We start from the raw sequence: 22,358 nt of genomic DNA, 5'->3' as shown, positions 1-22,358 counted from the left end.
GTTTGTGACGGAGCTGTCAACCCAAGTGCGCAGTTCTCATCATTTTGGCGATCTTAGGTGTTGGGTTCGAGGGGTTCGGCAACTGGAGCAAACTCGCGGAAGGCCCGTTCTATATTGCCGGTTAAGTCCACAGTGCTGGTGATCAGGCGGCCAGTGTTTGGGGCATCCGGCAGCATCAGCTCAAGTTCCTCCAGCCACCAGCGCACGCGCCGGGCGATGGCTTCGCCGGAATCCAGCCATTGGATTGAGCGTGGGGCGAACTGGTCGAGTTCTTCCCGCAGCAGGGGAAAGTGGGTGCAGGCCAATACGGCAATATCCACTTGATCGCCACCTGCGGTGTGGAAGACGCGGTGTAATACCGGCTCCAAATCCTCTGCGGTGATAGCTTCGCCGCGCAGTTTGCTTTCCGCCAGATGCACCAACTCCGGTGCTGGCACATTAATTACCCGGTTGCCGTTGGCAAATTGCTCGATAAGCTCTCGTGTGTAGCGGCGATTGACGGTGCCTTCAGTGGCAATCAGGGCAATGGTGCGGGAACGGCTGGCGGCAGCGGCGGGTTTCACAGCGGGTACAACGCCCACTACGGGTTTCTTCAGGGATTCGCGCAGCTGGGGTAGGGCCAGGGTGCTGGCGGTGTTGCAGCCCACCACTAAAATATCGGCACCGCAGTGCTCCATCATGGCTTGGGCCTGCTGGACGATCCGGGGGCGCAGTTCTTCTTCGCTTTTGTTGCCGTAGGGGTAAAAGCCGTTGTCCACACCCAGGTGCAAGGTCAGGCCCGGCATCAGGCGGCGGATCTCCCGCGCAATGCTGACGGCGCCCACGCCGGAATCAAAGATCAGGGCGCTGGGGGCTGGGCTATCTGGGTGGGCGCTGTGTTTGTGCATGCGTTCTGGAGTACCAACATCGAAACCAATCCTCCAAGAATACCTAAAACCCCGTAAAAATTCCCGCTGGGTCTTCTCGGGCGCAAACCTATCCCTTGATACTGAGGTTATCGGCCGGGCTGGCGCGGGGTACTTTCCAGGGGCAAGCTGGTAGAATGGCGCCTTCGCCTGGGTGGTATCCCGGGCAGGCCAGCGGGCGAGGCCCCTGGCAAAATCCTGATTTATCCTTCTCTTTCCAGGTCTGGGAGTACCACTCTATGCCAGCGTTTCCGCTGCAATTGAATGCCGATCACGCGGTGATGGCGGCTGTTGCCATCTTGTTTCTGTTGGGTTTGGTGTTTTGGTTGGCACGAGCCAGTAGCCGCCGCGCTTTATTACAGAGCGAAGCTGCTTTGCAGGTGGCTCAGGCGCGTATCGATAGCAGCCGCGAGCGGGAATCCCAGCTTGGGGTTGAGGTGGAATCCCTGCGTACCGAGCTGGCGGACAAGCTGCAACAGCTCACGAGAAGCCAAGTGTTGGTAGAAAAAGGGGAGGCGGCCCTGGCGGAGCAGCGCAAGCTGATGGAGCAAATGCGTATTGCCATGGGTGAGCAGTTCGAGAATCTGGCCAACCGGATTTTTGAAGAGAAGCAGCAGAGCTTCGTGCGCCGCAGTGAGGACAGCCTGCGCAAAAGTCTCGATCCGTTGGAGCGTCAGCTGGGGGATTTCCGTAAACGAGTAGAGCATGTCTACGATCGCGAAAATGCCGAGCGCAACAGTCTGCTTGGGCAGATTAAAGCGTTGCGCGAGCAAACTCAGCGCATCAGTGATGAGGCCCTGAACCTGACTTCGGCCTTGAAAGGAGATCGCAAGATCCAGGGTAACTGGGGTGAAGTAGTGCTGGAGCGCTTGCTGGAGGAGTCCGGCTTGCAGAAGGGTCGCGAGTACGAAACCCAGGTAACGCTGACGAGCGATGGCCGCAGGCGCCAGCCGGATGTGATTGTGCGCCTGCCGGAAAACAAAGACCTGATTATCGATTCCAAGGTCTCCCTGGTGGACTACGAGCGCTACAGCTCGGCGGAAACCGATGAGGAGCGCACCCAAGCCCTGAAACAGCATGTGAATTCCCTGCGCGCCCATATCACCGGCCTTAACAAGAAAGCCTACGAGCAGCTGGAGGGTGTGCGCACCCTGGATTTCGTCTTTATTTTCGTGCCCATTGAAGCTGCGTATATGTTGGCTATGCAGGCGGACCCGGACCTGTTCCGTTTCGCGTATGAGAAGCAAATTGTCCTGGTGAGCCCCACCAGCCTGATGGCGACCCTCCGCACCGTCGAGAATATCTGGCGCTATGAGAAACAAAACAAGAACGCGGAAAAAATCGCCGACGAAGCCGGCAAGCTGCACGATCAGTTTGCTATGGTGCTGGAGTCACTGGATGTTCTTGGTGACCGCCTGCGCCAAGCGGATGACGCCTACCAGCAGACCTACAAGCGACTGGCGACAGGGCGTGGTAATGCGGTGAAGCGTATTGATAGTCTGCGTAAGCTTGGTGCTAAAACCCGTAAACAAATATCCGCCCAGCTCCGTGACAGGGCTGAGGATTCAGGACAAATAGCGCTTCCTCAGGAAGAGGGAGTTGCTGCGGAAGACTAATTCCCTATGGAAAATATTTCCTTTGCTCTGCTAGTTACAGGCCCGATCTTTTTGATGATTATCGGTGGATACTTGCTTACCAGGCAGGGCATGTTGCATAAATCCTTTATCGACGACGCAACGGTGCTGGTTTTCAACGTGATGCTGCCTGCACTGTTGTTCGATAGTATTTATTCATCGAATGCAAAACCCTCAGAAGAGATTCCCCTTTTAACAGCGGGAATTTTGGGTACCTTCGCGATAATCCCCATATCTTGGCTGATGGCTCGGCCCATTACTGTGAAGGATCGCAGTGCGTTTATCCAGGGGGCATTTCGTGGAAACGTTGCCATTGTGGGGCTCGCCTGGGTTGAGAAGGCGTTTGGTGAGTCGGGCGTTTCTCACTCGGCAGTGCTGGTTGCAGCGTTGACGATTCAGTTCAATGTGTTCGCAGTAATACTTTTTGTTTTTTACAACGAAGAGAAGAAATTCAGCCTGGGCTTGTTGCTGAAAGAGTTGGCAAAGAACCCATTAATCATCGGGGTATTCCTGGCAATTTTGTGCCGGGTGCTGGATATCAAAGTGCCACAAATGGTGCTTGATACCGTTAAAATACTGGGTTCTGCAAGTTTACCAATGGGGCTGATTTGCATTGGTGCGAGTATGAAGCTAGGCCAGCTACTGCGTAGCTCGCCAACAGCGCTGACCTCCTCAGTGCTCAAGTTATTAGGAGTACCAATACTCTCAGTGCTGATTGGTTGGGCCCTGGGTATGAGTCCGACCTATTTGGGCTATTTAATGCTGATCACTGGCTCGCCTTGCGCTATATCGGCCTTTGTGATGGCTCATACTATGGGTGGTAATAGCCAATTGGCGGCCAATATTGTTGGTCTTAGTACAGTGCTCTCTGTTATTTCGGCCAGCATCGGGCTGGCGTTACTTAAGGTGTATATTTAATGACTGTGTTTCCTACTTGGCTGCTGATTGTTGCGGCTTTAGTTATCTTCTCCCTGGCGATTGTAGCTGGCTACTATCTGCGCAAATTATCGATTGCACAGAAGAAGCAGGCCGCGCAGCTAGCTGAGCTAGAACAGGCCGCAGAGGATCAGCGACAAAGAGTAAATGACAGCATCCAAATTATTGCCCGCACCCTGTTGGATGATGGAGTAGGGCTTACCGAAGCTTCGATTCGTATTCGCGTTCTTTTGGATGCACTTCAGGTGGAAGATAAAGTGCGTGAAGAGTTTGTGGCCTTTTACACCATCGCAGAGAAAACCAGTCATATCCCAATTCTCAAAGACTGGAAAGAGCTGCCGCGTAAAGAACAGTTCAAATATGAGTTGGAGATGGCGCAAGTAGAGGCGGACTATAAGGATTTTGCGATGGATGCTGCCAAGCGTATCTTGGGGCGTTCTTTTTAGTACTGAGTCATTTCCTGCTTGGGAGTGGCTTTTTGGATCAGCGGGTAGGGGGCTGCCTGCTGATTGAAGAGTATCGTATCGCCAGCTTTCCTCCTGGCCCCTTCATATCACTTACCCCTCGCCTGCCCACTTTTTGAATGTTATAAATATCGACTTATAGCATTGTTTTTATCGAGTTAGCTACCTGCCTAACCATTACCCCTTCAACTAGCTTCGAATAGAAGCCTGACTTATGACGGAAGAAGTTGGATCGAGAGAGGATCGGTACTGGAAGTATATTTATTCCAGCAAGCTGAGAGTTAAGCGACGAGTGCTGCGAATGGAGCGGCTGGCAGCGAGGAGACTTAGTCTGCTGCTGGTTAAGGAAAGATCACTTGATGATTGGCGCTTTGCGACCAGTCTTGAATTTCTACTTACTTGGAAGCTAAAAACAGGATGCTGCCCTAATATCATGTGGTGTGATGAGGTTGAGTTCGAAGATATACATATTGCTGGTAAGAGAGCTATTCGCTTCAGCGGCTCAGCATGGATAGGTCCTGAAGGAGCTGATAATGTTTTCCAGGTGCCTTTGGAGGCTTATATCTAGCTAAAACCGAGTGGTAAAAAAATCAAGACTTATCATTTTAGGGTTAACTATGGTGGGTATTATTTTGACCTGAAAAGACCCTAACCGATATAGTCACTGAGGTGACAATTATAAATAAATAGATATGGCAGGTGCGACGTGGTTTGTGTGAGCATGCGCAGGAATCAGAGAGTCAATAACTGCATAAGTATGAGAGTAGATAAGCGAACTATATCGGGCAGGTATGAAAAACTTTACTATTGTATTTCCAGAATACTGTTTGAAAATGATATAGAAGGTATCAACTTCGGGATAAATCAAGATGAATATGAGTCAGAAGTTGGGACAATATTACCACCGCCTACATGAAACTGAAACGATAGAAGATATTCAGCAGGTGTTATTAGAAGAGTTCAGTTATTGGTTTGGCTGCGATAGGGATCTTATTTTTTGATTGGATATTGTTTGGTAGCTATCGGATGGTGAGATGATAATTATAATTAGAGTTATACGTGCCGCTATAGGTTTATTTGGCATTAGCCAAGCTGTTGGAATCTTTCAATTTTCTCCCGATGGTATGAGCGTGGGTGTAGGGGTGGATGAGCTTATTCTGAGACTTGCTGTTTTGCTTGTATGTCTCACGTTATTTTTACTTTCGAGGCGAATGATAAATCATCTGTATCGATTGAAGCGTAATAATGATAAGGTTTGTATAACTTCCTTGTGGAGTTTGTAGTTGTTTGGTTGCTAGAGTTTATCACGATAAATTCCTGTAATATTAAATGGGCTTGTCTGAGGTTAAGTGGAATGTGAGTGCTCGCTGGGAGACGGCGTAATCCACACCGAAAGATAATGTTTAGAGTTAAATGCGCGTAGAGTAGTATGGGAAACATGAAGAAGATATCAGGATCTACATTCTATTTTAAGAAAATTTTTCCAAGTATATGGTTTGGTTTCTTGGTGCTTTTTGTGGCTGCCTCTATATCTGGAGGTGCAGTTAAAGATTCGTTTATGTTTTTAGTCATGCCGATTTTTATGGCTGTATTTGGCTTTTTCTTTTTTAAAAAGCTGTTGTGGAGTTTGGCTGATGAAGTATACGATGAGGGAGAATCATTGCTCTTTCAAAAAGGGAGTAAGCGGCAAAGAGTTCAGCTTAAAGATATTATTAATGTCAACTATGCGCAAATGAACGCGCCCGAGAGAATTGTTTTGCAAGTGCGCACGGAGGGGGATATTGGAAAGGAGTTGGCTTTTATTCCCCCAATGAGGCTTAACTTTTTCTCTAAAAGTCCTATTGTTGTAGATTTAATCGATAGGGTTGATCGTGCTAGGGAGGTCTAGCACAGGTTCTGCTATGTGTTTAACAAGGATGGGTTAGATGGTCGGGAAGCTTCGAATGATTCCCGTGCCTTTTGTAAGTAGTGTTGTTGGTTCTTGGGAGAGGGAGCCTCCATGTGTAGGAAGAGGGTTTTAGTTGCTTTAGTGATATCTCTACTTCTTGTTGGTTTTGGTTTCAGCTTTAAGCCACTAATAGAATCGTGGAGTATGCCTGCCAATGCTGGTGAGCATTTGATAAGGTTCGACATAGGTGAGCTGAAAGAAAATCGCTTTGTAATTATAGATAGTGGCTTTGATGGCTATTGGGGGCACTCGTATTTGATTTTAAAGGATAGGGGCGAGGTAAGAGCATTTCTTTTGCTTACACGAGAAAATAGATATCTGATGCCGTCAAAACATCACTTATGGAGTGCTTCCGGTTATTGCCAAAAGCTTCAGATCAAAGATCAAGTGATTTCTTGCGAAGATGAAGATATTTATGATTGGCAGAAAGAGGGCTGGAGGTGGAACTTGAAGGGTGAGAGTCTTTCAGGTGAGTTTGGAGCATTAGAAGTTATAGATTATGCCTATGAAGGGCGTTTCATCGCTATAGGTAAAAGCAGCAGATAAGTCGTGGTCAGACGAGCCTCTTTGCTGTTTCTATCATTTGTGAGAGCGATTAAGGAATGATCAATAGAGCGGGTGTGGGGGCGATGAATGATGCCTAGATATGTTAAGCTGCTTAGCTTAGAGGAACTTGAGCAGCTTTCAACTGAGAGACTTCTTGCCTACCTTTGTAAGCTCCATCAATGTGAAGACTCAGTTGACGCTTCCGATTTTTGCGAGAGTGAGGCTCATATGCCGGGAGTGGTATTTTTTAAAGAATCAGATCAGTGGCGGAGCCAATACAAGTTAGTAAAAGAAATTTTATCGGCAAGGCCTCATATTGATAAGGTGATAAGAGTAAATGGCTAATGGATTTAGGTGCCGAACTGCAGGGTTGAGTCAACTACCGCTGTAAACTTAATCTCTCAAGGGGGGAGTGGAGCTAAAGGCCCTTAGCTGTATTTGCTTGATAAAGAGTTGTGTAGAAATGGAGTGCTATACGTGACAGATGAAGAGTTAATAACATTTATAGGCAAGAGTGTTGTTAATAACTGGGAATATATTGTAGGTATTTATTTTGCGTTACTAAGTGGCGGGGTTGCGTTGTCTTGGATGATTTCCAATCTGATCCACAAAAAGGAGATTAAAGTCCTGCAGTTAGAGGTTGCCCATCAAAAAGAAAGGTTTTCTCAATTTGAGTCAATTATGGAGCAGCGGATAGCATCCATCCAGTCAGAGGCTGAAATGCTGCAAAGGAGGATCAGCTTTGCTAGCCCGGCAGTTCCTGCGGCAATGCCACTGAGTGATCCCTTTGCTGATATTGAGCAGAGCGTTAGTCCTGATGTTGATTGTTTAGAATCTGTGCAAGGACAGGATGTTGAATATTTGGATATCCCTGCGCCCTTGAAACGGTCAGCTCCACTTAAAGTTCGAGAGAAACCCTTGGAGAAGGGGTATATATCTGATGATAAGATGTTGTCCTTGTTGGATAAAACCGATGCTGTTAATAGAATCCTTCGGGAAATAGAAGTTCCCTCTTAAGTCCTTACTTTACTGGTTGCCAGCTTCATTCGTTCTGTTGGTATTTTTTGGGGGTGGCTGCCACTACTGATACTGGTTTTGGGCATGTATAATTGGTGGATACCTTTAGCAAGTAACGGAATGATTTGAGGGGGATGTATGGAAAAAATTTATAGAAATGGACTCGGTTCACGTGAGTCTGCGAAAAAGATCTTAACTGTCAATCTTGGTGTTATAGGTATTGCATTACTAGTTGCTCTTATCTTTACGCGCATGTTTGGCTCTTCAGCCGAGAGTGGTGAGTCAGATCTTACCTTTTGGACTTTTGTGATTTTAGGTTCTTTAGGTGTTATCGTTTATATATACCTTTCTTTGATACGATTACTTCCACTTGCAGAAATTAATGGGAATACACTAACGGTTTATACCGGAGTCTTTATAAAGAAGACTGTAGACCTTGATAAGGTAGAGAAAATAACGTTTCAATATAGCTCAGAAAAAGATCAAAGGATGAAGGTTAAGTATCCGCGAAAAATTGCAGAAGAGTTTACGATCAAGCAGTCAAATTGTTCAGTTAAGCAACTTTCCGAATTTATTACCAATCGCTTTGATGTGAATGTTGCCTATACATAGCGGTACGAGCTTCTATGGTCCCTCTATTGCTGGATAAGCCTACAAAGCGGAACACCTTTTGGTGAGGTGTTCTTTCCAGTGTAGGAGCAACTCAATGCTTAATTATCACAGCTCTTAGTTTCCCAGAATTTATTGTTGAATTTCTTGGCTGGTATAAGAATGCTGGCCAAGTCAACGCTGTATAATGTGATTGTCCTTTTGGTATTTATGGCTCCCTTTTTTCTGGTACGGATGTGCTTTAAATAGAGCAATCAGTTTAGTGGTGCGTTGTCCTGGGGAAAAGTTTGATCTCAAGGTCTTCCATGAGGAGTTTCTAAGTTTTGGTAATGCGCCAGTGCCAATTATCCGAGAGTTAATGCTGGCAAGATTACAGGAAGAAGATCAAGATCAAAGGCAGAACCTAGTGCGTAATAAGGTACAAGTAATCTACAAACTATCAGTCGCGAAAATCGTCAAAGGAATCCTGCGGCTCCCAATAGAAAGTGCCTAATAAAAGGTCGAATAGCGGAAAAGTTAAATTGAAATTATAAATTTTCATTAGTTTACGGTGATGATGAATTCTGTGTAAGTGGGCTAACTCACGAAACACTGGCACTTTATGAAACCAGTGACTCTTGGGCTGGTGATAACCGATATGCATTAGCTCATAAGCCAGGTGATTTAATATCATGGTTGCTGCTGTGATATATCCCATATTACCTGAAGCCACCCAGGATAGAAAAAAACCACAAAGTGGTGCCAGAATAAAAGTGATAACAGCTGTTAGATAGATTGGAAACAGTACTATACGCCAATCACGAGTTGACTCAAAAGACAGCAAAGGTGCAGAAAAGAAACTGTGGTGATCGCCAGTATGCCTCTTGTAAAACAGTTTGGTAAATCTCAACTTATTATGCCCAGACCAGCGATGGGCGGCATACTCTACAGCGTTGTAAGCAAGAATTCCCACTGGAATTATTAGCAGTTCATGCGCCCCCAGCTCACTTATCTGAAAAATACAGTAAATAGCACCGATTAGGCTGATCAGTAGAATACTCCCTAAATGGAACCAGCCGCTATAGCGGCTTTGGGCATAGGCTCTATATTGCTCTCTGAAAGCCGCCGTATCATGCATGTTCGACATATTTCACCTGACTTTTTATAGTATTTACGGTTTTTCATGCTATTGACGATAAATATAATTAGGGACATCATGTATCGTCTAATAAATAATTATTAAATGCATTATTCATCAGGTTGATAATGTCTACGCATCTTAGATCACTGGATTTAAATCTGCTCCCCGTTTTTGAAGCACTTATGATCGAGCGAAACCTGACCAGAGCTGCAGTAAAACTGCATATGAGCCAACCGGCCGTCAGTGCTGCCCTCAAGCGGTTGAGAGCTACTTATGAAGATGAGCTTTTTATACGGACCGCTAGGGGATTGCGCCCCACTGAACGCGCACTGGCACTGCACCCCTCTATTCACCAGGCACTCAACACCGTCCGTTCAGGCTTCCAGCAAACGTCTTTTGATTACCGGAAAGCAGTGCAGGAATTCTCCGTCGTTATGCCCGATGTGGTGGAAACTCTGATGATCCCCGGCTTCTGTAAATGGCTTCGAGAATTTGCACCCGGCATAAGGCTTACTGTACTCCCCGATGAGTCAGAAATGACAGCCAGGATGGTGAGTAATGGGGAAGTAGACCTAATCATTGACTACCTACCTGTCAATTCCCCCAGCTATGTTAACCAGCTTATCGCAGAAGAAGAGCTTGTGATTATTGTCAGCAAACATAATAAAAATGTGGGTGAGACAATCAGTGAAAAAAAATTCCAATCGCTGCCACAGGTATCCCTATTAAGAGGAAACCCTATGGGCTCTCCAATGGAAAGGCTAGCCAGGCCCAAAAAGTTACAGCGCAATATTTGTTTGCGAGTCCCACACCTCTCGTCTTTCCCCTATGTGGTTTGCACAACCGATTTAATTGGCGTTGTACCAGCGAGAATGATGATTTCAAGCTATTATAAAGAGCTTCCCATACGTATGCTCAAACTGCCAATGGCATTTCCAAAGGTAGTACTTCAGCTCACCTGGCATAAGTCGCAGACAACAAATCCAGCTCATCGATGGCTAAGGGAAAAAATTTTGGAGCTTTATCCGAGTTTATAAACGCTGTGTAATACGAGTGCCCTTTGATATTTATGGCTCCCTTTTGTTTAGTACGGATGTGCTGCAAATAGAGTAATCCTTTTCGAACGTTCTGATAAAGATAATGTCCCACCTAATGAAAGCTGGAGGCAGATTTTGTAGTTTTCAGAGGTTCTGTTATTTCTGAGTGATCAGTTTTAAGTGGTGCGTTGCCCCGGGAAAGGAGTTTAGGGAATGAGCAGGTTTAGTTTTAAGGGTGCGGTAAGAAACAATCGCGGTGCAATATTGTTTCTATTTCTTATGTACTTTTTCAAGTCAGCGTATGCCGATTGGTCTCCAGTACCAAGTGGGTCTATGGAGCCCACTATCCATCCTGGTGACTTTTTGTGGGTAGATAAGACGAGCTATGGGCCAACTTTATTTTTCTTCAATAAGCAGGTTGCTCAATGGGGGAACCCTTCCAGGGGAGATGTTATTACCTTTTTGCCACCTCACACTGATCAACTATATGTGAAGCGTGTAATAGGCGTCCCTGGTGATAGCTTACGTATTGAAGGGGTGAATGTGTTTGTTAATGGGGCTCAGCTTGAGTATCGCCTGGAAAGTGGGGTGGGTTCGGACATCCTGGGTAGGGAAGTCATTGATGGCAGGGAACATCAGTTCAAGCTTAGTGGTAATAAGAAATTGCCATACATTGGGAAGACTATTGAGATCCCAGAAGGTAAGTACTTTGTCATGGGAGATCATCGCAACGATAGCTTGGATTCGAGATATTGGGGTTTGGTTGATCGTGATAGGGTTATGGGCAAAGTTACATCTTTAGCGTTTTCCTTCTCTAATGAGAGAGATTTCTTTAGTAGTGTGGCGATGCCTCTCAAGTAGGTAGTCAATAACATTTCTTTAAAAGGGTGTAGCTGTTCACTGGCAATACTTGTGTTACCAGAGAATAGAGGGGGGATAAGTACTTCTCCTTCCCGGTTAAGGATTTCAATAGCAGGGAGTTGCTAGCATGAAAGTGATTGATGTTTGGGCCCAGCATCCTACAGAACGTTTTCTTGCTGAACCTTTCTTTGACACTTTGAAGCGCTGGATGGGGCAGGATTTTAAAGAAGTGCCCCTTGAGTGGACCCTGTCAGCTATGGATATGGCAGATGTGTCCAAGGCATTGATTTCTGCTTGGCATGGGCCGAGCGGAGCCTTGATAAGCAATGATGAAGTACTGGATCTTACTTTAACTCATCCTGACAGGTTTTGCGGTCTGGCATCAGTGGACTTGCGAAAGCCAGTAGAGGCTGTGCAAACCCTGCGCAAGTACGTTTTGGAACATGACTTTAAAGGGCTGCGTATTGTGCAGTGGCTCTGGGAGTTGCCTTGTACTCACCCTTTGTATTATCCGCTATATGCGGCTTGTGTTGAGCTGGATGTGCCAGTTTGTTTGCAAGTGGGTCTTACCGGGCCGTTGCGCAGCTCTGATTCTGGCCGTCCTGCTCATATTGAGCGGATTGCTCTCGATTTTCCGGATCTAAAGATTGTCTGCGGCCATATTGGGTACCCTTGGCACAATGAAATGATCGCTTTTGCGACCAAGTTTCCCAATGTCTACATAGATACTTCTGCTTATAAGCCAAAAAGATACCCCCGCGAGTTGGTTTCATTTATCAAGTCTCACGGTAAGAATAAGGTGATGTTCGGGACTAATTATCCCATGCTGACACCGGAGATGTGTTTAAAGGAAATGCACCTTCTGGAGTTGGGGAGTGAGGTTGCCGAGCTCTTCTTATATAAGAATGCTGAAAGGGTGTTTAAGCTTTAATAAGCTGTCACCATTGTTAGTCGATTGCAGTGGTCTGCTAAATCCTGCTACAGGAAGAGACTAAGAGGTTTAGTCTCTTCGCAACTCATCCTTGATTGCAATGGGATTGGGAAAGTTCATCACCACAATGTAAGACGACACCAGGAATGTAAGGATCGCGGTTGCCTGGATTAAATGTGATGCTGCGCTGCCAATCAGGTTTTGCGTATAAGCGAGCAGAGCGATTAACAGGGAAAATTCACTAATTTGCCCAAGTCGAAATCCAATATCCCACGAGAGCACTTTGTGTTCACTGCGGTTTCCAAGCAGGAAGTGAAATACAACGGGTTTTATTACCAGAACTGCGGCGGCTGTGACCAGGGCAGGAAGTAGAATTTCGGGCAGCATGGCCAGCTTGAATTGCGCTCCGAGGCTGAAAAAGAACAGGATCAGGAAGAAGTCTCGTAGGGGTTTAAGGCTGAGGGCGATGTACTGTGAAATCCGGCTGGCAGCCAGCGTGATACCACCAATAAATGCGCCGATCTCTCTTGAAAGGCCAACAACTTCTGCCAGCTCTGCCATTCCCATGCACCATCCAAGTGCCATTAAGAATACGTATTCGTGGAAGCGGTCAAAGCGGGTAAAAAGTGGCAATAAAATATATTTTACTATTAGCCAGGCAAAAAGGATCAGCAGTGGTAGCGATCCAAAGGAGAGAGCCAATTGCCAGATCTGTTCATCACCGGTGTTATCACTCAGCAGTACCATTAGGCAGACTATTGCTACAAAGTCCTGAAAAAGAAGAAGTCCCACCATAAGTTCACCCAAGTGCTTGTGGTGAAGTACGGTCGTGGGAAGCAGTTTGATACCGATAATGGTGCTAGAGAACATCAGCGCCATGCCAATTACCCAGGATTCAACGGTAGTAAATCCAAACAGTAAGCCTATGCCAAAGCCAAGGCCGAGGAAGATCGCACAGCTTACAACCCCCACAAATGTAGCTTTGCGCAATACAGCTACCAGCGCTTGAGGCTGCATATCCAACCCCAACAGGAAGAGCAGGAAGATAATCCCAACGCTGGACATATCGGATAGAAGTCGCAGGTTATCGATTACTGCAAAGCCGGATGGGCCGAGTAAAACACCGAGAGCGATGTAGGCGACCAGAAGCGGTTGTCGGCCAAAAAGAGCCAGTGAGGCAACAATTGCTGCGCCACTAAAGATCAAGAAGAATGATTGGAAAAGGGAGCTGTCCGCCACAGGCCATCCTTGTGTGTGAGCGAGATTTAACCATTATCCATAGATGTGCGAACAGCTGAAAGGTCTATGTGCCTACCAAGTGGTTACGCTGAGACTTTACTCACCGGATGGAATCGGTAACTCGGTAGTGCTTTTGATCTGTTCCAAGGCAAAGTTGGAGACAATATCGCTAATGCCGACATGCCGGATTAACTCCTTGTAAAAGCGGTCATAGGCCGTGATATCGCTAACTACCACTCGCAACAGGTAATCGTAGTCGCCTGCCATACGGTAGCAAGCCACTACCTCTGGCAACTGTGCCATATGTTCGGCAAAGTTGTCGGCCCACTCCGGTGTGTGCTGGTCAGTTTTAACCTGGGCAAACACTGAGACCGGAAGTCCTAAAATCTCGGCATTAAGCAAGGCGACTTTGCGTCGAATGATGCCGCTCTTTTCCAGTTTCTGCACCCTGCGCCAGCATGGGGTTTTTGTCAGGCCCACACGCTCCGCCAGCTCCTCGATCGAAAGGCTGACGTCAGATTGCAGAATCGCAAGAAGTTTTCTATCAATCGCGTCAAGTGAGGACATAGTGCTATGCGCTCCCTATAAGGTAGGGGTTTTGTGTCCTTGCGCTGATTGCATTGCCTCCCTGGCTACCCCTAACGGTATTTGGGCGAGTGGGTGTGGGGGCTATTGGATGAAAGTCATCGAACTACCATCACACCTACTGCAGATACGATAGGCTCAGGGGGAGAGTGCTGGTAGTGGAATTTCCCTAGATGTGCAACGCTTCTGGGGGAGCTTTTTAGCAGAGGTAAGATTGGGCGGAAGTTGGCCGCCCAATCTTGAATGCAGATCAGGCTGCGTCTTTGGGCGGGAAGCGGGGTTCGAATAGTCCCAGCTCAATGGCCTCGCGGACCTTGGCCATCAGGTCAATTTCTGTCAGTTCCTGCAGCTGTTGCAAGCTGTTGAGAACATAGTAAATGGGTTGAACAATATCGATGCGATATGGGGTGCGCAGTGCGGTAACCGCATCTAAATCGTAGCGCTCTGGTTGGTGACTCAGTGCGTAGAGTGTCTCTTTCGGGGAAGACAGAATGCCGCCACCGTAAATGCGCAAACCATCGTCGGTGTTCAGCAGGCCGAACTCCACTGTAAACCAATAGAGGCGGGCTAAATAGGCGCGTTCTTTAGGCGAGGCTTTAAGGCCCAGTTGTCCGTATTTTTGTGTGAAGTTTGCAAATGCTGGGTTGGTGAGCATGGCGCAGTGGCCAAAAATCTCGTGGAAGATGTCTGGTTCTTGCAGATAATCAAACTCTTCGGGAGTGCGTATAAAGGTAGCAACTGGGAATTTGCGATCCGCTAGAAGACCGAAAAAGGTTTCGAAGCCGATAAGAGCGGGAACCCGGGCGACTTCCCAGCCAGTTTCCCTGCGCAGCACGCTGGAGATTTCCTCGAGCTGGGGGATGCGGTCTTTCGGTAGGTCCAACAGCTCCAGGCCGTGCATATATTCATCGCAGGCGCGGCCAGGTAAGACATCCAGTTGGCGTTCAATCAGACGCTGCCAAGTTTGGTGTTCAAGGTCGGTATACTCGATAAAGCCGTCTTCATTGGGCTCACGGGCAACGTACTTGCTTGCCTTCTTTGCTTCTTTCTTCATGAATGTCTCTCCTGCGGCTCGGTAGCTCTCGCTGATTCCCAGTGCCCAGCACCTGCCGCTGAACCTGTTGTTGTTATGTTTCGACCTCTATTTTTAGCCAGGCGTGCCCTCGGTGGGGAGAGGTAGCGGCGAGCTATTGCGCCTTCCGGGGAGTTCAAATTACACTTTCTGTAAACATTTCTTTACAGGTGAAGCTGTGCGGGTGGAGATTACTTGTGCAAATCGTGTGGGCATTTTGCACGAAATAATGCAAATTTTCGGAAAATATCGGATAAATGTGACCTCTGGTGAGCTCGGGGGTGACAGTGGAGATAAGGTCTATCTGATAGCGCCCGGGATGCTTGCCACTCAATACCAGACAATCGAGAAGTCCCTGCACCAGGTTCCTGGAGTTAAGCGGGTGCGGAGGATCTCTCTATTGCCTCTGGAGCGACGTCATTTCGAGTTGGACACTTTGCTGAGTCATGTGACTGATCCGGTTCTTAGTGTGGATCGCGAGGGCAGGGTGGTCGCTGCCAATCTGGCAGCGGCAAGGGCCTTCGGTGTGAGCTTGGACAAGGTGCCTGGTCTACAGCTGCAGAGATTCCTGCCGCTTATGCAGGTCGCAGAATTGCTGCGGGATTTTGCAGTGCCTCGCTACGGACTGCCTCTGGTGGTAAGGGGGCAGAGTTTTCGCGTGGACTGGTCCCCAATCACTCTGGAGGGAAATCCCGGAGCGGTTGACTCACTGGCTGGGGCGGTACTGCGTTTACAGCCTTGGGATAGCAGCGAGTTTGTCACTGAGCTGCCAAGACCGATGGTGTTGTGGGATTTTGATTTGCGTCGAAGGAGTTGCCTCCAGTTACAGGACTTATCTGAACTCAGTGCACCTCTGTTGATACTGGGTGAGCGGGGCACAGGAAAGACAACGTTTGCCTGTGCGGTGCATTACCTCTCCCCATCGGCCTCAAGGGCTGATTGCTATCGAATTATCCCCCGTGACGGCACTATGCAGCTGCCTTCACATCTTCGTCGAACGGGTACTTTGATTCTTGAGGATATACATACTCTCAAAACAGAAGCTCAAGTTGATTTATTGAGAAAACTCCGCAATTTGCCGGCATCGTTGAGATTGGTGGCCACCGCTATTGATAGGGAATCTATTGCGCCGCCACTTGCGCAGCTCTTTTCGTCGTTAGCGATGTCCTTGCCCCCGTTGCGAAATATGCGACCGGCTCTGCCGCGCTATGCCAGTACTTTAATGCGCCAGGAGTCTCCAGAGACTAGTGAGCTCAATTTTGATAGCGAGGTGATGGAGCTGATCAAACTCCACGACTGGCCGGATAACTTCAACGGCCTCAGGGACTATTTAATGGCCGCATCCAGTCAATGTCTGATTCGAGGGGCGGCGTCGATCAGTTGTACAGATGCGCCGGATTTAATGGTTAAGGCGGAACTTCCCTGGCGGGACTGGGGCCGTGGACTTACCTATAAGGAAATGATGGAGCAGCTGGAGAGGGCGTTGCTGGCGGACATTATCAAAGGTCACTCCTCAACCAGGGAGCTGGCTAAGGAGTTGGGTATTTCTCATACCGCTGTGGCCAACAAATTGCGGAAATACGGCTTGTCGGCCAATAAAAAATAGTTTGCTTAGCGTTCGATTCGCCCGATCAGCATATCTTTAAACATAACAAAGTCTCCGATAAAACTGTAGAACGGATACTTAAAGGTTGCCGGACGGTTGTTTTCAAAGAAAAAGTGCCCGATCCAAGCAAACCCGTAGCCTGCGACAGGAGTAACTGCCAGCCACAACATATTGGAAGTTACTACAGCCGCAATTATTGTCGCGAACACCAGACTGGTACCAAAGAAGTGCAGCCGACGACAGGTGAGGTTGCTATGTTCCTGTAAGTAGAATGGATAAAACTCGCGAAAAGATTCAAATTTTTGCGCTTCTATTGCGGCCATGCTGTGCCTCCTTATTTTTATTGCACAATCAGGGGAGCCGCTGAATAAATCCGTAATATCTCTGCGTTGCGAGTTCTTGCAAGGTCCAGGCATTGCTGCGAGGTCGCGCCTTAACTATGAATCGCTCCGTAAGCTAGCCGTATCGCGGGTTTATTCAGAGGCCCCTAAGTTTAAGACGAATATCTACAGACGCCAATCAGGGCGCGGGCACAAATTATCTGTTAGGCTGCCGCAAAAATATGCGGTTAACCCGCAAGTAAGCGATATGAGGAAGTTATGGCAGGTCCACTCGCACACTTAAAGGTACTCGATTTAAGTCGTATTCTCGCCGGACCCTGGGCTGGGCAGGTATTTGCTGATTTTGGGGCTGAGGTTATTAAAGTAGAGCGCCCGGAGCGAGGGGATGACACTCGCCACTGGGGTCCTCCCTACCTAAAGGACGAGAAGGGAAATGACACTGCTGATGCCGCTTACTACCTAAGTGCCAATCGCGGAAAAAAATCAGTTACCGTAGATATCACTACTGAAGATGGCCAGGCCCTGATCAAGGAGATGGCAGCCCGATGCGATATTCTTCTTGAAAACTACAAAGTAGATGGGCTGAAAAAGTACGGCCTGGATTATGAATCCATCAAGGCGATCAATCCTGGTGTTATCTACTGCTCGATTACAGGTTTTGGGCAAACTGGCCCGTACAAAAATCGAGCAGGCTATGATGCGATGATCCAGGGGATGGGTGGTCTGATGAGTATTACCGGTGTGCCGGAAGGGCAACCGGGTGCGGGCCCGCAAAAGGTGGGGGTGGCAGTAGCCGACCTGATGACAGGGATGTATGCAGTATCTTCTGTATTGGCAGCTGTTGTTCACCGGCAGCATACGGGCGTTGGCCAGCATGTCGACCTCGCCTTATTGGATACCCAGGTTTCATGGTTGGCTAACCAAGCCCAAAATTACCTTACCTCTGGTAAAAGCCCTGAGCGACAGGGTACCGGCCATCCCAATATAGTCCCCTACCAGGCAGTCCCTTCAAAAGATGGCTATTTTATGTTGGCAGTGGGTAATGATGACCAGTTTAAACGCTTCTGTGGAATCGCGGGCGTAGAAGAACTGGCAGAAAATCCTGCCTACGGGACTAACTCAGCGCGGGTAATGGCCCGTGAAGAATTGGTGCCGCAGATTGAAGCGGCGACTCGTAAGCACGATTCCGTTTGGTGGCTCCAGCATCTTAGTGATGCTCATGTTCCCTGTGGGCCTATCAATACATTGGAAGAGGTTTTTGCTGATCCTCAAGTACAGGCCCGGGGTATGGTGGTTGAGCAGGATCATCCGGAAGCTGGAAAGGTGAAGACTGTGCGCAACCCCGTAATCTTCTCCGAGTCCGCACTCGACTACACTCAGGCTCCGCCAGTATTGGGTGAGCACACTGAGGAAGTATTGCGAGATTTACTTGGCAAAAGTGACGAGCAAGTAGAAGAGTTGCGGAACAAGAGTATTGTGTAAGTTATAGATAGATAACTTACTGCTAATCAGGCACAAGGATGTGCCCTGTAACTTAGGGAAAACAGATGGAACTCGACCACGTCAATATTACTGCTCCTATGGAAACCCTAAAGCGGGTACGGGACTTCTATGCCCAGGTTCTCGGTCTGACCGAGGGTGAGAGGCCAAATTTCAAGCGTAATGGATTTTGGCTCTATGGCAATGGTAGGGCTATTTTGCATTTAATAGATGGTGAGGTGAGTGGCGACCAGCCTGAGAAACCCTACTTGGATCACATAGCTTTCCGTACAGATGCGCTTGAGCCGGTTAAGCAGCGTCTGGATGCGTTGGGAGTCGCCAATCACCTAATGGATGTGCCCGGGCGCAATGTACGGCAATTAGTATTTTTTGATCCAGTAGGGAATAAGGTGGAAGTTAACGCGGTGGTGTAGCAACTTCTTGAAAGGTCTAGACATTCCTGCGAAGCCGCGCCTTGATTGTGAATCGCTCTGCACGCCAGAGGTATCACGTAGTTGTTCAGTGGCTCCTTAAGCTGTTTTATTCCTTTGAGTTTCTTAGGTATAAAAGATTCTTTGTAGAGCATGTTCTTTATAGCCCCTGGATTTAACTTGGTCCCCTGCCAGAGAAGCTATGGCAATCACTTCCGATTGGTTGTTTTCTCTGATTGAAAAGTTGATATGCTTCATGTTTTATTGCAAATGACTAGGTCCCTGATAAAGATAATAATTTATGCCAGATAGTGAAGAATCAGTTGTATTTAAAATACAAGGGAAAATGGTAATTGGTCAGCGTAAATTCAGGGCACCGTTAAGTTATCAAGACCGTTTGGTTGATGAGGCAAGGTTGGTTTACGTTATCAGTGGCTGTTCAACCTTGGTTTGTGGTGATGAAACCCTCACCTTGAGTCCAGGTGCCACTGTGCTAATGAAGACAGATAATTTTATTAATCAGTGGCATGAAGATGGAATAAACAATGAAATTAATTTCATCGGTTTTCGGCTAACGTCAGAGCTATTACAGCGACTCTACCCAAGTGGTATGCCTGATGTCTTTGGTAATAATGGCGAAAGTAGGGCTGCTGTTAAGGAGGATAATAAGTCCAATAATCAGCCCCCCTCGGCTGAGCGCCTGCAGGAATCTGTACTGCTCTCCAATTATATGCGTAGCATAATTGACTATATCCAGCAGCCAGAAGTATTCAGTGAGCCACTGGTGGTATTAAAAGTTCGAGAATTAGTAGAGCTTATCCCCAGGATTGATAGCAGTGGAACAGTTGTGAAGATGTTAGGGCAGTTGTTTATCAGGCAACAACCTAAACTACAGGAAGTGGTGCAAGCTCACTTATACTCCTCTCTGAAGCTGGCGGATTTAGCTTTTCTATGCCATATGAGCGAGTCAACATTTACTCGTAAATTTAAGCAAGTCTATGGCAGTAGTGCCACGAAATATATTACCTCGAAACGGATGGAGAAAGCACAGCAGCTGATTCTCAATAGCGATCTTAGCCTGACTGAAGTTGCTTTGGAGTGTGGTTTTGATGAGCTTAGTTACTTCTCCCGGGTGTTCAAACAGCACTATCAAGTAGCCCCTTCCCAAATGCGTAAAAAGGCGATTTGACGGATTTGTACAAATCCTTGACTGGATGTTCCAAGTAAAGTGTTGGCTTACTGCTTAATCTAGTCCTTGTCTTAACAGCGTACTTTTCTAACGATATGTCGTTATATTTAAACCCTCTTGTTATTGAGGGGCTAAAGAATGAATACATGCTCATTGCTGGTGCTAATGGTGATGTTGGTTTTACGTTTAGCCCGACGAGCATTAGTTATCGTCCTGGTGGTTTGATTAGAACCCTCCTAGGGCGAACTATAGCTGATACCGCTGAAGACTATGAATCAGTCACTTTTCATTACTTGCTGATGTTTGCTGGAAGCCTGAAGGCTAATCACTCTGCCCCCTGTGCAATCAAAAATAGTGAAACTTGATACAGTCAATTAGTAGCACTGCCTTGGTCTGTTATCCGAGCTAAGGGCCTCTTGAGGTCTAGCAGAGATGATAAGGAATTTTTCAGGGGATCTTTGAGTTCTCGTTCTGTTCATTTAATCAACCAAATGGAATATTTAATATGATTCGTTTCGCACAATTTCTTTCCGGTATATTTGTACTTATATTGGGTTCGGCTGGCTTAGTGACCATGCTTTTCCCTGAAGTTGTTAATGGTCCAGCAGGGTTTGATGCCACAACTAACTACGGTTTCACTAACCTACGTACTCTCGGTGCCCCCACGCTTAGCTTAGCGATCATTACGGCAATTGGTGCCTTTCGCAAAGAGTGGTTGTTAATACTTCCTGCCTCGATGTACTTTCTATTTAATGGTTCTTCGCGGCTTATTTCTGTATTGGTTGAGGGCTACGAGCCAGTAATGCTGACTGGCTTGGTAGTGACATTTACACTATTTATTCTGTCTCAGGTGGCTGTGTACAACTTCCGTCGTGCAGCTTTGACGTAGGTTCAGAAAATGTAGGGTGTTGGCGGTGTTTACTGTAAATGTCACACCGCCTCTCTTTCAGAGCGTCGCTGAAATGAGGTTGACGCTATGGTAATTGTGTACTTGATTGATGGTGAGATAAGTGGTGTGTTGCTCCCGCAGGTTTTGTATTCTATTTCCTGAAACGAAAGCAACCAGTTTTAAGTTGAAAAATGTTTCTAGTTTTTAGGGGCTTTGTCTGAAAACAGCTTTCCAAACGCATCGTAAACAGCAAGATGCAGAGTGTCACCATGGTCTAGTTGTTCAAAGTAGCCGAAGTGTATTTTTGTGTTGTTTTTCTTGTTATCTAGCTTGTTGTATAGTGTTCGCGCTAGGCGCTCCATCACTTCCCCCTCTTTTCCAACTCCAATATAGATCTGTTTGTCCTCACAGCAGTCTTTAGGGATGCTTGTCAGAAGAGATTCTCCACTCCACCATAAGCTTGGGCTGATAATAATATAGTTGTCGAAAAGGTCCGTATGTTTTAACAGAATTTCTGTAGCTACAAGTCCTCCAAGAGACTGACCTATCAGTGTGGACTTTTCTTTTGTACGGAAATTGCTCGCAATAATGGGTTGAACTTCTTTGTCCAAAAAATCAATAAATTCCTTTGATCCGCCTGATGATGGAAATTCTTTTTGATCTAAAGCTATTTTGGATGGAAATGTATAGTCGCGTTTTCTATCAATATTTTCTATGCCTACAAGAATTGATTCTGGAAGCATATTAATCCAAGAGAATGAGCCGAATTGGAGCACTCCCGCTATATGGATAAAGTCTTCGGATAAGGAGCCATCTAAAAGAAAGATTACAGGGTAGTTTCTTTCAGGTTCACGATGGTAGCTCTCGGGTAAGTAGACATTTAAGGTGCGCTTTTCCTTTAATATCTTTGATTGAAAACTAATTGAGTCGCCAATTACCAGGGGAGAACTCTTAAGGTCCGTAGCCTTTGCGAAAGTAGCCATAAGAAAAAATGAGATGAGAGCCAAATACTTGACCATAAGTTATACGCCCTTTGAAGGTTAAATTATTCTTGAAATAGATAGGGTCTGTAGAAGATTCATATTGAAACGGCCTAATACTAACACCGGGAAGGGTGGTGGTTGTAGTAATGCTTTATCTAAAGGTTATAATTATTCATCACTCATCATTTATACAGAAAGTCTTGTTGGGATTGGCGTTCGGATATGGAAGAGGATGAGATTGCGACGTTTTTCTTCTGCTCTAGCTGAATGGCTTTCCTGGTTTCGCATTCAGGCCGCTTTAAGTAGAAATTTGGATATTTGGCCTGAAAATGTACCAATCTAATTGGTTGGAATTTTCCCGGTAAGTACTGCTGAATTTAGTAAAGGTGGCCACTTGCAGGAGGTCAATTTTACAACCTATTTTGCTAGCCCCGTCAAACCCTTGATCATTGGCACGTATTGCGTCCCGAGATGTTTAGCTTGTGAATCAGAAAATAACCCGGCACAACCTGACTCGCTGGTCGGATTTTGGGGTT

General features: G+C 46.9%; 24 protein-coding genes. 17 read left to right on the top strand and 7 right to left on the bottom strand.

The annotated features are described in order from the left end of the window. Positions 1-53: 53 nt before the first annotated feature. The gene (gene murI / locus ACJJIR_RS11480) at positions 54-887 is read right to left on the bottom strand and encodes a glutamate racemase (protein ID WP_444905424.1); all 834 of its coding nucleotides are present in this window, start codon (positions 885-887) and stop codon (positions 54-56) included. Positions 888-1,042: 155 nt separating this feature from the next. On the opposite strand from murI, the gene ACJJIR_RS11475 reads away from it, so the two are divergent. From ACJJIR_RS11475 to ACJJIR_RS11435, 9 genes are all read left to right on the top strand, one after another. Continuing rightward, positions 1,043-2,521: a DNA recombination protein RmuC gene (locus tag ACJJIR_RS11475; protein ID WP_444905423.1), complete on the top strand. Its 1,479-nt coding sequence runs from the start codon at positions 1,043-1,045 to the stop codon at positions 2,519-2,521. 6 nt (positions 2,522-2,527) lie between these two features. Continuing rightward, positions 2,528-3,457, top strand: coding sequence for an AEC family transporter (locus ACJJIR_RS11470; RefSeq protein WP_413665599.1), 930 nt, complete (start codon positions 2,528-2,530; stop codon positions 3,455-3,457). After that, positions 3,457-3,921, top strand: coding sequence for a DUF2489 domain-containing protein (locus ACJJIR_RS11465; protein WP_413665600.1), 465 nt, complete (start codon positions 3,457-3,459; stop codon positions 3,919-3,921). The genes ACJJIR_RS11470 and ACJJIR_RS11465 overlap by 1 nt, the downstream gene beginning before the upstream one ends. A 232-nt stretch (positions 3,922-4,153) precedes the next feature. Then, positions 4,154-4,507, top strand: coding sequence for a hypothetical protein (locus ACJJIR_RS11460; protein ID WP_444905422.1), 354 nt, complete (start codon positions 4,154-4,156; stop codon positions 4,505-4,507). A gap of 861 nt (positions 4,508-5,368) precedes the next feature. Further along, the gene (locus tag ACJJIR_RS11455) at positions 5,369-5,827 is read left to right on the top strand and encodes a hypothetical protein (RefSeq protein ID WP_444905421.1); all 459 of its coding nucleotides are present in this window, start codon (positions 5,369-5,371) and stop codon (positions 5,825-5,827) included. Positions 5,828-6,031: 204 nt separating this feature from the next. Next, entirely contained in the window at positions 6,032-6,433 is a 402-nt protein-coding gene (locus ACJJIR_RS11450; protein ID WP_444905420.1) for a hypothetical protein, read from the top strand. 87 nt (positions 6,434-6,520) lie between these two features. Continuing rightward, a complete protein-coding gene (locus tag ACJJIR_RS11445) occupies positions 6,521-6,778 on the top strand; it encodes a hypothetical protein (protein WP_444905419.1) in 258 nt (85 codons plus the stop codon). A gap of 132 nt (positions 6,779-6,910) precedes the next feature. Then, positions 6,911-7,450 carry a hypothetical protein gene (locus ACJJIR_RS11440; protein WP_444905418.1) on the top strand — a complete coding sequence of 180 codons (540 nt, stop codon included), beginning with the start codon at positions 6,911-6,913 and terminating at the stop codon, positions 7,448-7,450. A gap of 138 nt (positions 7,451-7,588) precedes the next feature. Then, positions 7,589-8,062: a hypothetical protein gene (locus ACJJIR_RS11435; protein WP_444905417.1), complete on the top strand. Its 474-nt coding sequence runs from the start codon at positions 7,589-7,591 to the stop codon at positions 8,060-8,062. Positions 8,063-8,498: 436 nt separating this feature from the next. Here ACJJIR_RS11435 and ACJJIR_RS11430 read toward each other — a convergent pair whose 3' ends face one another. After that, complete coding sequence (locus tag ACJJIR_RS11430; RefSeq protein ID WP_444905416.1) at positions 8,499-9,185, bottom strand: sterol desaturase family protein; 687 nt, start codon at positions 9,183-9,185, stop codon at positions 8,499-8,501. Positions 9,186-9,304: 119 nt separating this feature from the next. On the opposite strand from ACJJIR_RS11430, the gene ACJJIR_RS11425 reads away from it, so the two are divergent. The 3 genes from ACJJIR_RS11425 to ACJJIR_RS11415 all read left to right on the top strand — a co-directional run bounded on the left by ACJJIR_RS11425 (position 9,305) and on the right by ACJJIR_RS11415 (position 12,008). Continuing rightward, complete coding sequence (locus tag ACJJIR_RS11425; protein ID WP_444905415.1) at positions 9,305-10,216, top strand: LysR substrate-binding domain-containing protein; 912 nt, start codon at positions 9,305-9,307, stop codon at positions 10,214-10,216. Between the two features lie 213 nt (positions 10,217-10,429). Continuing rightward, positions 10,430-11,077, top strand: coding sequence for a signal peptidase I (gene lepB, locus ACJJIR_RS11420; protein WP_444905414.1), 648 nt, complete (start codon positions 10,430-10,432; stop codon positions 11,075-11,077). A 127-nt stretch (positions 11,078-11,204) separates the two neighbouring features. Next, on the top strand, positions 11,205-12,008 hold the full coding sequence (locus ACJJIR_RS11415; protein ID WP_444905413.1) for an amidohydrolase family protein: 804 nt from the start codon (positions 11,205-11,207) through the stop codon (positions 12,006-12,008). A gap of 69 nt (positions 12,009-12,077) precedes the next feature. Here the strand turns inward: ACJJIR_RS11415 and ACJJIR_RS11410 are convergent, their stop codons facing one another. From ACJJIR_RS11410 to phhA, 3 genes are all read right to left on the bottom strand, one after another. Next, complete coding sequence (locus ACJJIR_RS11410) at positions 12,078-13,247, bottom strand: cation:proton antiporter domain-containing protein (protein ID WP_444897120.1); 1,170 nt, start codon at positions 13,245-13,247, stop codon at positions 12,078-12,080. A gap of 96 nt (positions 13,248-13,343) precedes the next feature. Beyond that, positions 13,344-13,814, bottom strand: coding sequence for an Lrp/AsnC family transcriptional regulator (locus ACJJIR_RS11405; protein WP_108733441.1), 471 nt, complete (start codon positions 13,812-13,814; stop codon positions 13,344-13,346). 268 nt (positions 13,815-14,082) lie between these two features. Continuing rightward, entirely contained in the window at positions 14,083-14,886 is an 804-nt protein-coding gene (gene phhA / locus ACJJIR_RS11400; protein WP_108733440.1) for a phenylalanine 4-monooxygenase, read from the bottom strand. Between the two features lie 247 nt (positions 14,887-15,133). Between phhA and ACJJIR_RS11395 the strand changes: the two genes are divergently transcribed. Then, on the top strand, positions 15,134-16,510 hold the full coding sequence (locus tag ACJJIR_RS11395) for a TyrR/PhhR family helix-turn-helix DNA-binding protein (protein ID WP_444905412.1): 1,377 nt from the start codon (positions 15,134-15,136) through the stop codon (positions 16,508-16,510). A gap of 5 nt (positions 16,511-16,515) precedes the next feature. Here the strand turns inward: ACJJIR_RS11395 and ACJJIR_RS11390 are convergent, their stop codons facing one another. Then, positions 16,516-16,833 (bottom strand): Mpo1-like protein, encoded by a 318-nt coding sequence (locus tag ACJJIR_RS11390; RefSeq protein WP_444897123.1) that lies wholly within the window; start codon positions 16,831-16,833, stop codon positions 16,516-16,518. 276 nt (positions 16,834-17,109) lie between these two features. Here ACJJIR_RS11390 and ACJJIR_RS11385 point away from each other — a divergent pair, with 276 nt between their 5' ends. The 4 genes from ACJJIR_RS11385 (at position 17,110) to ACJJIR_RS11370 (ending at position 20,839) form a co-directional block, all read left to right on the top strand. Continuing rightward, on the top strand, positions 17,110-18,333 hold the full coding sequence (locus ACJJIR_RS11385) for a CaiB/BaiF CoA transferase family protein (protein ID WP_444905411.1): 1,224 nt from the start codon (positions 17,110-17,112) through the stop codon (positions 18,331-18,333). Positions 18,334-18,398: 65 nt separating this feature from the next. Then, on the top strand, positions 18,399-18,764 hold the full coding sequence (locus tag ACJJIR_RS11380; RefSeq protein ID WP_444905410.1) for a VOC family protein: 366 nt from the start codon (positions 18,399-18,401) through the stop codon (positions 18,762-18,764). A gap of 298 nt (positions 18,765-19,062) precedes the next feature. Further along, the gene (locus ACJJIR_RS11375) at positions 19,063-19,950 is read left to right on the top strand and encodes an AraC family transcriptional regulator (RefSeq protein WP_444905409.1); all 888 of its coding nucleotides are present in this window, start codon (positions 19,063-19,065) and stop codon (positions 19,948-19,950) included. 505 nt (positions 19,951-20,455) lie between these two features. Beyond that, positions 20,456-20,839, top strand: coding sequence for a hypothetical protein (locus ACJJIR_RS11370; protein ID WP_413665620.1), 384 nt, complete (start codon positions 20,456-20,458; stop codon positions 20,837-20,839). A gap of 197 nt (positions 20,840-21,036) precedes the next feature. Here the strand turns inward: ACJJIR_RS11370 and ACJJIR_RS11365 are convergent, their stop codons facing one another. Beyond that, positions 21,037-21,858, bottom strand: a complete 822-nt coding sequence (locus ACJJIR_RS11365; RefSeq protein ID WP_444905408.1) for an alpha/beta hydrolase — start codon at positions 21,856-21,858, stop codon at positions 21,037-21,039. Positions 21,859-22,358: the final 500 nt, after the last annotated feature.

The organism is Microbulbifer maximicatervae (SeqCode) (assembly GCF_052467385.1).
Note: the sequence above shows the minus strand (reverse complement) of the source record. Positions and strands in the feature narration are given on the sequence as shown.

What these genes read in the sequence shown, in the direction of transcription:
- ACJJIR_RS11475 (WP_444905423.1), top strand. Translation starts at nt 1,043, where the DNA reads ATGGCGCCTTCGCCTGGGTGGTATCCCGGGCAGGCCAGCGGGCGAGGC.
- ACJJIR_RS11395 (WP_444905412.1), top strand. Translation starts at nt 15,134, where the DNA reads ATGCAAATTTTCGGAAAATATCGGATAAATGTGACCTCTGGTGAGCTC.
- ACJJIR_RS11370 (WP_413665620.1), top strand. Translation starts at nt 20,456, where the DNA reads ATGATTCGTTTCGCACAATTTCTTTCCGGTATATTTGTACTTATATTG.
- lepB (WP_444905414.1), top strand. Translation starts at nt 10,430, where the DNA reads ATGAGCAGGTTTAGTTTTAAGGGTGCGGTAAGAAACAATCGCGGTGCA.
- ACJJIR_RS11375 (WP_444905409.1), top strand. Translation starts at nt 19,063, where the DNA reads ATGCCAGATAGTGAAGAATCAGTTGTATTTAAAATACAAGGGAAAATG.
- murI (WP_444905424.1), bottom strand. Translation starts at nt 887, where the DNA reads ATGCACAAACACAGCGCCCACCCAGATAGCCCAGCCCCCAGCGCCCTG.
- ACJJIR_RS11425 (WP_444905415.1), top strand. Translation starts at nt 9,305, where the DNA reads ATGTCTACGCATCTTAGATCACTGGATTTAAATCTGCTCCCCGTTTTT.
- ACJJIR_RS11405 (WP_108733441.1), bottom strand. Translation starts at nt 13,814, where the DNA reads ATGTCCTCACTTGACGCGATTGATAGAAAACTTCTTGCGATTCTGCAA.
- ACJJIR_RS11470 (WP_413665599.1), top strand. Translation starts at nt 2,528, where the DNA reads ATGGAAAATATTTCCTTTGCTCTGCTAGTTACAGGCCCGATCTTTTTG.
- phhA (WP_108733440.1), bottom strand. Translation starts at nt 14,886, where the DNA reads ATGAAGAAAGAAGCAAAGAAGGCAAGCAAGTACGTTGCCCGTGAGCCC.
- ACJJIR_RS11380 (WP_444905410.1), top strand. Translation starts at nt 18,399, where the DNA reads ATGGAACTCGACCACGTCAATATTACTGCTCCTATGGAAACCCTAAAG.
- ACJJIR_RS11415 (WP_444905413.1), top strand. Translation starts at nt 11,205, where the DNA reads ATGAAAGTGATTGATGTTTGGGCCCAGCATCCTACAGAACGTTTTCTT.
- ACJJIR_RS11365 (WP_444905408.1), bottom strand. Translation starts at nt 21,858, where the DNA reads ATGGTCAAGTATTTGGCTCTCATCTCATTTTTTCTTATGGCTACTTTC.
- ACJJIR_RS11460 (WP_444905422.1), top strand. Translation starts at nt 4,154, where the DNA reads ATGACGGAAGAAGTTGGATCGAGAGAGGATCGGTACTGGAAGTATATT.
- ACJJIR_RS11450 (WP_444905420.1), top strand. Translation starts at nt 6,032, where the DNA reads ATGCCTGCCAATGCTGGTGAGCATTTGATAAGGTTCGACATAGGTGAG.
- ACJJIR_RS11385 (WP_444905411.1), top strand. Translation starts at nt 17,110, where the DNA reads ATGGCAGGTCCACTCGCACACTTAAAGGTACTCGATTTAAGTCGTATT.
- ACJJIR_RS11430 (WP_444905416.1), bottom strand. Translation starts at nt 9,185, where the DNA reads ATGTCGAACATGCATGATACGGCGGCTTTCAGAGAGCAATATAGAGCC.
- ACJJIR_RS11445 (WP_444905419.1), top strand. Translation starts at nt 6,521, where the DNA reads ATGATGCCTAGATATGTTAAGCTGCTTAGCTTAGAGGAACTTGAGCAG.
- ACJJIR_RS11455 (WP_444905421.1), top strand. Translation starts at nt 5,369, where the DNA reads ATGGGAAACATGAAGAAGATATCAGGATCTACATTCTATTTTAAGAAA.
- ACJJIR_RS11390 (WP_444897123.1), bottom strand. Translation starts at nt 16,833, where the DNA reads ATGGCCGCAATAGAAGCGCAAAAATTTGAATCTTTTCGCGAGTTTTAT.
- ACJJIR_RS11435 (WP_444905417.1), top strand. Translation starts at nt 7,589, where the DNA reads ATGGAAAAAATTTATAGAAATGGACTCGGTTCACGTGAGTCTGCGAAA.
- ACJJIR_RS11465 (WP_413665600.1), top strand. Translation starts at nt 3,457, where the DNA reads ATGACTGTGTTTCCTACTTGGCTGCTGATTGTTGCGGCTTTAGTTATC.